Raw genomic sequence first — 10,166 nt, forward strand, 5'->3', positions numbered from 1 at the left:
TCGATCAACTGCTTGTAACTCATGGTATCTACTCTTGTTTTTTGGCGATTACAGAGTACCACCAACAGGCAGTTGATCTCTTCTCACCGTTTAACCATGAGTGGTGCACTTATTATCTGAATTCGGGCTTACTCACCAGAGTAAAAATTAAAATAGACATCTGACTTATAAATAAAAAAGAATTTAACGAACTCTAACTTAATTTAGAAATCTCTAAGAAAATCCATTTATAAAAGCCCAAGTCATCATTATCATTTTGGTAAGGCATAACTGCAAAGTCATAATTTAGAGCAAAAATTAATTCATCTATACTATATTACTTTTCTTCCTTATTTTCATAGGCTTGCTTTACCTCCTCCCATAATCGCATTGCATTATCAGAATAGTTATCCTGCCAGTGCTCTTCCAATACAGCCGAGTTATTGTATTTTAAAGTAAATGCCGATACATCTGCTCTCGTTAATGTATCTACATTTGGAAGCACTAATAGCGTTTTGCCCAATACCTAGGATAACTTTCAGGTAAACCTTCCCATGACTTAATTTGATTTATCACATCTATGTCAAGATCATTATATTCTTGACTCTCAATATCGAGGGATTTGTACCAAGCAAAATCTTCGTCATATTTAAAATCAATTGAGAAGTCGCCTTCGGATGTCATTTCAAATCGTGCTTTATTCCAAGGAACATCATTTTCATTCTTTTTCATTATATGAAAGAGTGCATAGAAAGCATCGGAAACTTTTGATTCATATGCAACTCCATTTCGTTTATTAACACTAAAATATTGGTAACTCTTGGAATCACTCTTATCCAAATATTTCTGAAACATCGTTACGGAAACATCTACTTTATCCATTAGTAATGTTAATGTGGCTATATCCCATTCATTAGGGAGGGCGTCAAACATCGCTTGCCCTATATGATTGTATATATCGTCGATTGTATCGAACATTTTGTATCCTTAGTTATCAAACTCTTTTTCTATTGGCTCATTATCATCAACCATATAAGTAGCAAAAAGAGTCTTCGGCGAAGTATTATCACCATCATATGTCACCGAAATCTCTACTTCTACTTCATTATCTTTATCTAACTCTTTTTCTATTTCTCTCCATTCAGCAAAGCGATTTTGGTCTTTTAGTTGAGGTACTATGTTTATTTTTTCTGCTGGACCTTGAAAAAGTGTACCAATTAAATGCCCACCATCATACATTGGATCATCGCAACCATAGCTACTTTGTTTCGAACTACGGTGTTTTTTTATCTCTTATCGTTTGATCTTTTATTGCTGACTTTGTGAGCTTACCTTTAACTTTTATTGTACGACCTTGTTCATCTGTTTCGTAAGTATAAATTGCAGGCTGACCATCATGAATAGAAGTTACCTCATAGATAGTGTTAGATTTAGGGTTTTCAAGTTCTTCCGCCCAGCTTCATTTCCCTCTTGGCTTTTCAGACGCACTTCCAGCCAGGATTTTTACAACTGGCTTATCTACTGTTTCATTCTCACCTATAGGCTTTTTAAAGTTGAGTTTTTTCGGTTTTTCTTGCTCTTTGGTTTTTTCTGGCTGATTGTTTGTGATTACAATATATACGCCAGACTCTTTACCCAAAACAGAATCATTAAACCTAAAATCAGATAATACTTTAGCATCAGGTTTTTCTCTAACAACTCACCAACTGTTGCTTCTTTTAGCTCCACATCATTATTAAAATTTCCCTGCTTCTTCCTTAGCTTAGTTAGCTCTCCCAAGTTTGGTTCTGAAGCGGCAAATAGGGCCTGATAATAATCTGGCTTTAAACCGTATTTCATTGCCTTTGAAACATCGAAAAATGGAGATTCATGTGGTGTCATAGGCGTACTTTCTAATGGGCTTTCAAACCTGACCAGCTTTGTATCGCTTGAAATATGTTCAACTATTTTCCCTGACGCACCTATAACAGGGGTTAAAATATTAGTAGACGTACCTTCCTTACAACTAAGTCCAAACGGGTCCACCCAATTCACCGGATTCGGCGCATATTGATAATGGTTTATGCAACCTACTAAGCCTATCGGGTCTTGGTTTATAAAACGTTGTTGTTATGTCGTGTGGTATGAAGAACGGGCCTAACTACATTAATATTGAGCCGAATGGTACTTTAAGTGTATCTCGTACATATGCATCATTAGTGGCTGGAGTAATACCAGATAATAAAAAGAACGTGTTGAAATCTAAATAAACGTTCAACTCTCCTTCAACAGCCTCAAATGGGTTATTATCTAAATCGCCCGAATTTTTAAAGCCTAATATATCAAAGCAACTTTCTATGTCGCTTAAGTCCAAGTTCAAGTTACGTAGAAACACAAAGTGTTCATCCCCATCATCACTTGCTGGTAAATGAAATAAAAAAACGCCTTGCTTTGGTACTTTATATTTCTCAATACAGCCCATACATAACCATGAGCAAGTATAATAGTCATCAGTTATTCCTATTACGTAAGGTACTGGATCAATTTTTACCTTTCTATCAACCTTCTCTTTTAAATGCCGACACACTTTTACTGGCTTGTTAAAAGGATCTGGAGCAGTGTCATAGCGATTCATTAAATGTTCCTGCTTTTAGAATAAATATAATAGAACTCGGTTTATAGATTATTAATTTTTAACCCATTCGATATCCCATATGCTAATACCAAACTGTGCTGAGAATTAACCAAACAAGCATAAAGATTAACACGGGAGCAACCTTGAAAATGACTTGTGGTAGGTAAGTAGATTGATTCCAAGTAACTAGAACCCTATCCTTTTTAGGTAATTCTGACACCACCCTTAGATAAGCAACCATATACGCTACAGAAGCAATCAGCCAAAGTAATATACCGCCAATTTTAGCTAACTCAGCAAAGTGTAGCGAAATAGGGAAAGGTAAAAGAAATACGGCAACATATATGAGCGCATAAAGTTCAACTTTACGCTTTTGTTCATCATTAAAAAACAAACCTTCTCCTATTTGCAAAACTCGGCTCAATGCAAGAGCTCTCTTTAATTTTGATATATCGACAACATTTCACTGAATACACTTTTATTAGACAAAATCGCTGAAATATCCTTCACTCTCTTTAAGCTCAAAAACTTCAAAATCATTTTCCCACCTACAAATACTTAACCCATCGAATTCCAAACTCGGGTTTTTCTTATTGGGAAAAGTGAATCGCACTTCTTGTGAACTTAAATCACCATTCAGAGTAAGCAATTTTTCTTCTATCTCTTTGAATGGTTCAATACCTAGTTGTTTTGTGTTCCATAAAACATACGTTTCTTCATTACTTAAAATTGTAATGCGCTGTAATACAACATCATGAACAAACATATCACCAGGCTTTTTTGACGTTATTAATATTTCGGGCATTGAAAAATGGCCATTAGCATCCGTTACCGTTTCATCAATTTCAACAACTGAGTGAGCATAAGTTAACTCTCGACGTATTCTTACTCCATTTACCGGCTCTCCATAATTCAAAATACAACCCTTAACCTCAGAGCACATATGAACATCGTATTTTTTCATTAAGCCAACCATATGCTTAAACCTCCCTTTAATTCACGTCTAAAAATTGTATAGTCGTAATTTCGAATCTAATTTCTATTTCTAGATACTGCTTTTTCAATGACTTATAAAGTGGAAATATCGACCACCTGTCATTTTCTAGCGCAAGTTATTTTCAGAGTCTCGCCTAATGTATCTCCATAACCCATAACGGAAATACCTTATTTCTTAAAATCATCTACAGAAGGTAACTGACTAGAACTCAAATCATCACAAAGCCAATACTCTTTCTTACCGCCTTGGACTAACGTGACCGATTTTTCTTTTATATTCATACCTAGTTCTTCACTGTGATAATCACTCAGTGTTAATTTATTTTCACCGACTTTAAACTCCATACTATGTTCTGTAACCAACGGGCGGTGATAGCTAAATTTACCGATAACAATTACTTTTTCAGGCATTGAGTGCTTAAATTGCGAATGACTAAATTGCTCAAGTTCAAAAAGGCCTTTCTGCTCCTTAACTACCACACGGATCTTGGTTGGCGTATCTGAATGGCACTTAAAAATAACAACAAAGTCACTTGGATTCGCTTGGCACGCATTAATACACAATAGCGGCAAAGTGAGCAAAACAGAAAAAAGCTTATTTTTTATCATACTTGTCAAAGGCCTTTTTTAATTTAATATCATAATTATTTTGGGCGTACTGTGAGCCATTGTAACTTTGGGCAAATGCAGCCCAATTCAATGTTCTGAGATACTCTTCTAAACCTTTACTTTTAACGAAGTTCACAAATGCATCTAACTGCTTCCTTTGCGAATTAAACATTGTTTTACAAAAGCCTCTACACTCGCAAATCCTGCAGCTCTAAAATTAAAACCCATAATCTGAAAACGCCCCCATGAAGTTGATTTTAAAGCTTCTGTTGCATCCAACTCCATAGCCTTTTCAAGCCTTTTATACTCTAGAGCACCTCCAACATATAAGCTTCGATTCCAACTCCTACTAGAAACAGAAGGGTGACTCGAATCATACTGATGGTTTGTGAATCGCGAGAAAATATGCGCTTCATATAAAACCTTTGGTTTTCCGTTAGGTAAAAAGGCATCACCAGAAGATTCAACCTCAGCTACAGCTTTAATCGCAGCAACTTTACAATTCAATGTCTTAGCAACACTCAAAAAGTCAGATTCAGTTAACTCTTGAACATTCGATGATGCCAATGGTAATTTAAAACGTAATTGATGGCTTTTAATTATTAGTTTCTCGTTAATCTTTTTGTGAGTTCGGCCATTTGGGTCTATTTTCCCATCTGGCCGCACCATACCTACAACTTTGCTTTGAAACTGTTTAATTGCAGCAACTTTTTTAGAGTTTTCTGGGCGGGAACCTAAACGCCCGTCCACGACCAATGCGTTTATAGAAGGGAGCAATTTAAGTAATTTATTTAATGCGGTTTGTATTGCTTTTACATCAGCTGGATTATTAACACCACTCAGACCAACTGACTGAGTTATTCTTATTGCTGACATATGAAAGTCCTTTTCATGTATTTATTTTCAAAGCCATTTCATATTAACGTTCGACGAAATGGCCTATTTAGTACCTGTTGGATACCCAATTTAGTATTACTTAGTTGAAATGATTAACCGCTACAGCGTTACTTCTTATGTAATTCATTAGACATAGCGACAATATCAGCCATTATGAGTTTCTCGCCCAATTCAGCGAGAAAATTCAAATGCTCAATCGCTTTTACTTTCTGCAAATTTTCAAGCTTATTTACACCACCAAGAGCCAACGCAGGAACGAACGCATACATTTCATCGGCTTCTAATGGGCCTAGGTTTTTTAGTGCACGCTCAAACAAAGGCTTTTCGTTAATGTCTTGTTGCTCTAATGCATCCTTTCGCATAATAGCAAAAAATAAATCTACCGTTAAATCTTCTCCATCCTCATTTAAGTCCGAAGTGCCATCAGTAGGGAAAATCATACCAAAACTTGGATTAATGGTAATACTTTGACCAGATGTCTTCCCCCAAACAATGAGCTTTCCAAAAGAGCTTCGACCTATCACATAATAATTATCAATACCGGCTTTTTCTCGTTCTGCAAACTCAGTATCTTCAAGCCAAGTTTGTAAAATATCATGGTAATCTTCTGGATTTACTAGCCAGAGAATGCCATCACCCCAGCCACAAAAGCCATATTCTTGCCAGTATTCCAACAAACGCTCAGGAAGTTTGCCTTTAAAAAATTCAAGCGTTTCATTGGTTGGCATTGTCGCTTTTATCGCGGGGCCAAATCCCTTGAAGTTGTAAAAGTTATCGAAAAATTTATTCATCATTCAGTCGCTCTATTTCATCTGCCAATTCTTGACCCCATGAAAAATCAATATTGAATTCACCTGTTGGCTTTAGATTAAATACAGCACGATTCCACTTGTTCGAATCATTTTCAGTCCTCGCATACAGCCCATAAAACTTAGTCTTATCTCCATAATTAACCTTCAAGTTAAACCTTTAAATTTACAGTATCTATCTCGTAATCAACCTTGTGCTCAACTACGAACTTGTAAGGTTTTTTACGTATTCTTATAGCAGTTAGCATCAATCCGGCCGCAGGCTATTCCTCCACCTCTAAACGGTGACACTCAAGTGGAGAAAAACCTGTATTTTCAATCTTAATTAAACAATTCATATTAACTACATTCTGACTCAACAAAGAGAGTTCTAAGTCAAATGTCAGAGTTTGTGAATTAACATTCAGATTGTAGATATCTAAAAATGTTAATTTTTTAAAATCATGTGTCACCTTTAACGCTTCATCATACACGTTACATATATTCTTTCGTTTGATAAGCGCATTACTACCCGCTTCTAAAATCTCTAGTCTTAAACAAGGTTACTAGCTATCAGGATGAAATTTAAGCCAACGAAACAAATTGTCATTGACCCTTTCTACATTCATCTCAATAACATCAAGGCTGACATACGTTTTGTCATCATTACTTAAAGCGTCGGTACAAGAAAAAGTAAAAAACAAATACTTTTAATTAGTTAGCTCTGACTTAATTAGCTCTTTAAGTTCCATAGCTTTTAAATAAAAGACATGTAACTCTTTAATCTTTTTAACCCAATCGTAATTAATCACACGCTCTCCATAATAAGCACCAGCAAGTTGTCCATATACAGCCCCAGTAGTATCAGCATCTTCACCTAGATTGACAGCCAGCAAAGCACCGTCCTCAAAGGTATCAGAATGATAAAAAGCCCATAAAACAGCTTCTAAAGTATGCATTACATAGCCACTAGCACGTATTTGCGAAGCTTTTTTAGTTTTATACTCAGCATTTATTATTAAGTCAGTTACAGATTGACAAAGTGGGTTCTTCTCCCAATAACCCTCGATAGGTGAGTAAACTCCATCTAGTAAGTTTTCTTTAGATTCACCATGAAGTGCTCCCCATAGCAAACCACTAAAATATCGGCACGCATCGACTGCTTCTTCTGCACCATGAGTTGTTTTAGAACTTAAAGCGGCATATTTAATTGAGTCTTCGAAGCTGTAATAGTAACGAATCGGTATTGGTGCTAAACGCATCAACGAACCATTTCCGGCTGAATTAGGATCTTTGTCACCCGCTATAGGATCACCTGTTCGCTCATAATTTTTCAGTGCATGAATTACGGTATTTCCAATATCGAAACATTTTCCATTAACACTAAAAACACCATCCTTCCACCATTTAGAATACAAATCCATTTGATCTTTTGGATCAAAAACTTTAGTGCGAACAAGGCTATGAGCTAAGCAATACATCATACTTGTATCATCAGTCCACTCCCCTGCTTTAAGATTGAACGGCCCACCTCCAATAATGCCATTAATCGGCTCAAATGTTCCCGGAGCTTGAAATTCAAGCGTCGTTCCTAAAGCGTCCCCAACAGCACAACCAAGCAGAGCACCTCGAAAACGATTAATATCATCATCACAATCTACTTGAATTCTCTTATAATATTCTTTGCACTGTTCATCAGTAGGTTTGGGCACCGCGGTTCGGTAAACAAGATATGATAACATCCATTGTGTTTTATGAGGCTCTCTAGAACCGCTCATTTTATTTGTCATAAAAGGAAAGCGAAGATCGTCGGGAATTCTAAATCTCTCCTCAAAAATTTTGATAATATCTGGATCTGTAATAGGAAGACCATTATCATCTAATAAAAAATCGTTACTCATTATTTACATCTCTTCTAGTTTAATTACAGTAAATCCATTTAATGTATTTCTACTAATAACTTTAAATTTAGTTCCCGATTTAAATAAAACTTCTTCTTCATGTGGAGCTACTGAAGCTGTGTCAGCCACTTTAACACCATTTTTTGATTTAATTGTAATCTTTGTATTACCGGAAAAACTTTTATCTGGATTAAAGCTGGTACTTTTAAAACCCTTTTCATGATGTATTCCGTCAATGGGAAATAACTCATCTAATAAATCATCACTAAACTTATCTCCCCGCACAACCTCACCTTCATATCTGAACTCTGGGTTTTCAGCTAGTTTTTCTAAGCCTTTATTGGCATTTTCAACAACTCTAGACCATTTCTTTTTATCATCGGAAGAAAAGCCTCTTAAACCATTATTAATTGGTTCATATAAGTTTGTTGTATATACAGAGATTGACAAAAATTCTTCGCGCGATAGTACATCTAAACCTGGATGTAAGTAGTAATTCATAAGGACATGATTTTTGAAATCTTCACCTTCTAAACCATTTAAACTATTGCCGATGTTTAAATCTGACATAATTAGCTCATCCACAGAGGGCGGAGTTTTATTACTTTCTTTTATTACAGATTGAGAAACTAGTGGCTCTGATTTGTCTTTAGCTTCGAATACAAGTAATGAAGCTGGATTTCCAGATATAAGCTCTTGTTTAATCTCTTTCGGAGTGATGAAACCAATTTGCGCAGCTTCAAATAGATTCCTTTGTAACTCCCTACTAATCACACCTTTATTGAAAGCTCTATCTAAGCTTATTTTTAAACTTCTTTCACCTTCCTTACACATCAACCCATAGGGATCCACCCAATTAACCGGATTCGGCGCGTATTGGTAGTGGTTTATGCCGCCAACTAAGCCTATCGGGTCTTGATTTATAAAGCGTTGTTGCTTAGGGCTGTAATAACGGTAGCGGTTGTAGTGTAGGCCGCTTTCATCATCAAAATATTGCCCTTGAAAACGTATTGGCTGAGTGAAGCGGTTTTCTTTATAAAAGTCAGCATGGGTTTCTGGTTCTTCATAGCCATACACATCGGCGTGGTTTTGCCATACAACCTCTGCGTTTTTATTAGTTACAAAACGTGGGGTATTTAGTTGGTCTAGGTGGTAGTAATACAGTTCACCTTGTTTAATCAGTGCGACCGGGTGAAATTGATTGGGAAAGTTGATGTACCAGGTATACTCGCCGTGCTGGTATTCACCTATTAGCTGGTCGTTATCCCAAATATAATCAATCTTGCCATGTTCAGTCTGCTTAGCAATACGACGACCGAGTGAGTCGTAGTCAAAATCGCTATCGCCAAAATGGGTTAGGCAATAAGAGCCAAAATATCTGCAAGGCTTAAGCCAAATAGCCCAAGCCTATAGAACATCCGTGTTGTTAAAGAGCGATTTTAATTATGAAAAAGCTTTTCGTATAAGTGCATCATGATCAAGTACTTCGATTTGACCAAATTGCGCCAATATAGATAAGTGAACAAAAATATTTACCTTGTTAATATTGTCAAAAATAGCTTCTCCACCAACAATTAAGCTCGGTTCAAAACCAAACATTTCGTCTGCCTTTAATTCACCAAATTTTTTGATAGATGGTTCAAATAAGTAAGATCTAGATTTATCTTTAATATCAAAATCTTTAACGTTTGCTCCACCAAAAAAGATCTCTAATGAAAAATCATTCTCATCACGAGCATTCCCATCTTGCTCAATAATCCAACCTCGCCGAGTATTAACTTCATATTTATAACCGGTTTCTTCACCCCAAATATATAAATTTCCAAATGCACTTCGTGCAAAAACATGATAGATGTCATTATCTGGAATATCTGTATGTTCTAACCATTCATCTAGGGTATCTTCATAATCATCAGGGTTAACAATCCAAAATAAACCTTGTTTAAAGCTACAAAACCCATATTCTTGCCAATATTCTAATAAACGATCTGGGAGCTTATTTTTAAATTTTTCTAATGTTATTGAAGAACAGCTTTCTTGCTGCTCTGGCATTCCAAAATCTTCTAAAAAGCCCTCAAAGTCCTCATCTAATTTAAATTCGTGCATCTTTCCGCCTTACTTACAACGTGATAATTCTACATTCATTTTTGCATCTGGCCCGTGCAAATCCATGGCTTGCTTAGCTGCTTTATCCATTCCATCAACTCGATCGGCTTTCGCCCATTGTGAACAATGGTGAATAATTAAGCAGTGACTGGCCTTGTTGATCAAATGCAGCTCTCTAATAAACTCACTTAACTTACTGATATTTAGGCAGACCAAGGGTGTTGATCTTATTTAGCGCCTTCACTTTGATCATCGCTTCAACCAGTTGGCGATTGT

General features: G+C 36.2%; 13 protein-coding genes and 2 pseudogenes. All 15 read right to left on the minus strand.

Annotated elements, in window-relative coordinates; translation table 11 throughout:
* Positions 1 to 483: 483 nt before the first annotated feature.
* Positions 484 to 957: an immunity protein YezG family protein gene (locus tag L1266_RS21375; protein ID WP_054554036.1), complete on the minus strand. Its 474-nt coding sequence runs from the start codon at positions 955 to 957 to the stop codon at positions 484 to 486.
* Positions 958 to 966: 9 nt separating this feature from the next.
* The gene (locus L1266_RS21380) at positions 967 to 1,269 is read right to left on the minus strand and encodes a DNA/RNA non-specific endonuclease (protein WP_268795055.1); all 303 of its coding nucleotides are present in this window, start codon (positions 1,267 to 1,269) and stop codon (positions 967 to 969) included.
* Positions 1,270 to 1,438: 169 nt separating this feature from the next.
* Positions 1,439 to 1,618: a hypothetical protein gene (locus L1266_RS21385; protein ID WP_054554038.1), complete on the minus strand. Its 180-nt coding sequence runs from the start codon at positions 1,616 to 1,618 to the stop codon at positions 1,439 to 1,441.
* The gene (locus L1266_RS21390; RefSeq protein ID WP_235378318.1) at positions 1,588 to 2,004 is read right to left on the minus strand and encodes a hypothetical protein; all 417 of its coding nucleotides are present in this window, start codon (positions 2,002 to 2,004) and stop codon (positions 1,588 to 1,590) included. The genes L1266_RS21385 and L1266_RS21390 overlap by 31 nt, the downstream gene beginning before the upstream one ends.
* A gap of 27 nt (positions 2,005 to 2,031) precedes the next feature.
* Positions 2,032 to 2,076: pseudogene (locus L1266_RS22460) on the minus strand (hypothetical protein); the annotation flags it as partial.
* 43 nt (positions 2,077 to 2,119) lie between these two features.
* Entirely contained in the window at positions 2,120 to 2,593 is a 474-nt protein-coding gene (locus L1266_RS21400; RefSeq protein WP_054554040.1) for a hypothetical protein, read from the minus strand.
* Positions 2,594 to 2,675: 82 nt separating this feature from the next.
* Positions 2,676 to 2,987 carry a hypothetical protein gene (locus L1266_RS21405; RefSeq protein ID WP_054554041.1) on the minus strand — a complete coding sequence of 104 codons (312 nt, stop codon included), beginning with the start codon at positions 2,985 to 2,987 and terminating at the stop codon, positions 2,676 to 2,678.
* Positions 2,988 to 3,074: 87 nt separating this feature from the next.
* Positions 3,075 to 3,557 carry a DUF6795 domain-containing protein gene (locus L1266_RS21410; RefSeq protein WP_152967161.1) on the minus strand — a complete coding sequence of 161 codons (483 nt, stop codon included), beginning with the start codon at positions 3,555 to 3,557 and terminating at the stop codon, positions 3,075 to 3,077.
* A gap of 200 nt (positions 3,558 to 3,757) precedes the next feature.
* A complete protein-coding gene (locus tag L1266_RS21415) occupies positions 3,758 to 4,198 on the minus strand; it encodes a hypothetical protein (protein ID WP_054554043.1) in 441 nt (146 codons plus the stop codon).
* Positions 4,185 to 5,074: pseudogene (locus L1266_RS21420) on the minus strand (N-acetylmuramidase domain-containing protein). The gene L1266_RS21415 and the pseudogene L1266_RS21420 overlap by 14 nt, the downstream one beginning before the upstream one ends.
* Before the next feature lie 128 nt (positions 5,075 to 5,202).
* A complete protein-coding gene (locus L1266_RS21425; RefSeq protein WP_235378320.1) occupies positions 5,203 to 5,889 on the minus strand; it encodes a GAD-like domain-containing protein in 687 nt (228 codons plus the stop codon).
* A 704-nt stretch (positions 5,890 to 6,593) separates the two neighbouring features.
* Positions 6,594 to 7,784 carry an ADP-ribosylglycohydrolase family protein gene (locus L1266_RS21430; RefSeq protein ID WP_235378321.1) on the minus strand — a complete coding sequence of 397 codons (1,191 nt, stop codon included), beginning with the start codon at positions 7,782 to 7,784 and terminating at the stop codon, positions 6,594 to 6,596.
* A 3-nt stretch (positions 7,785 to 7,787) separates the two neighbouring features.
* Positions 7,788 to 8,861 (minus strand): RHS repeat-associated core domain-containing protein, encoded by a 1,074-nt coding sequence (locus L1266_RS22465; RefSeq protein ID WP_054554044.1) that lies wholly within the window; start codon positions 8,859 to 8,861, stop codon positions 7,788 to 7,790.
* Between the two features lie 366 nt (positions 8,862 to 9,227).
* Positions 9,228 to 9,890, minus strand: coding sequence for a GAD-like domain-containing protein (locus L1266_RS21445; protein WP_054554045.1), 663 nt, complete (start codon positions 9,888 to 9,890; stop codon positions 9,228 to 9,230).
* 9 nt (positions 9,891 to 9,899) lie between these two features.
* Positions 9,900 to 10,055 (minus strand): hypothetical protein, encoded by a 156-nt coding sequence (locus L1266_RS21450; RefSeq protein ID WP_235378322.1) that lies wholly within the window; start codon positions 10,053 to 10,055, stop codon positions 9,900 to 9,902.
* Positions 10,056 to 10,166: the final 111 nt, after the last annotated feature.

The sequence above is a fragment of the Pseudoalteromonas sp. Cn5-37 genome (assembly GCF_021532495.1).
Taxonomy (GTDB): domain Bacteria; phylum Pseudomonadota; class Gammaproteobacteria; order Enterobacterales; family Alteromonadaceae; genus Pseudoalteromonas; species Pseudoalteromonas simplex.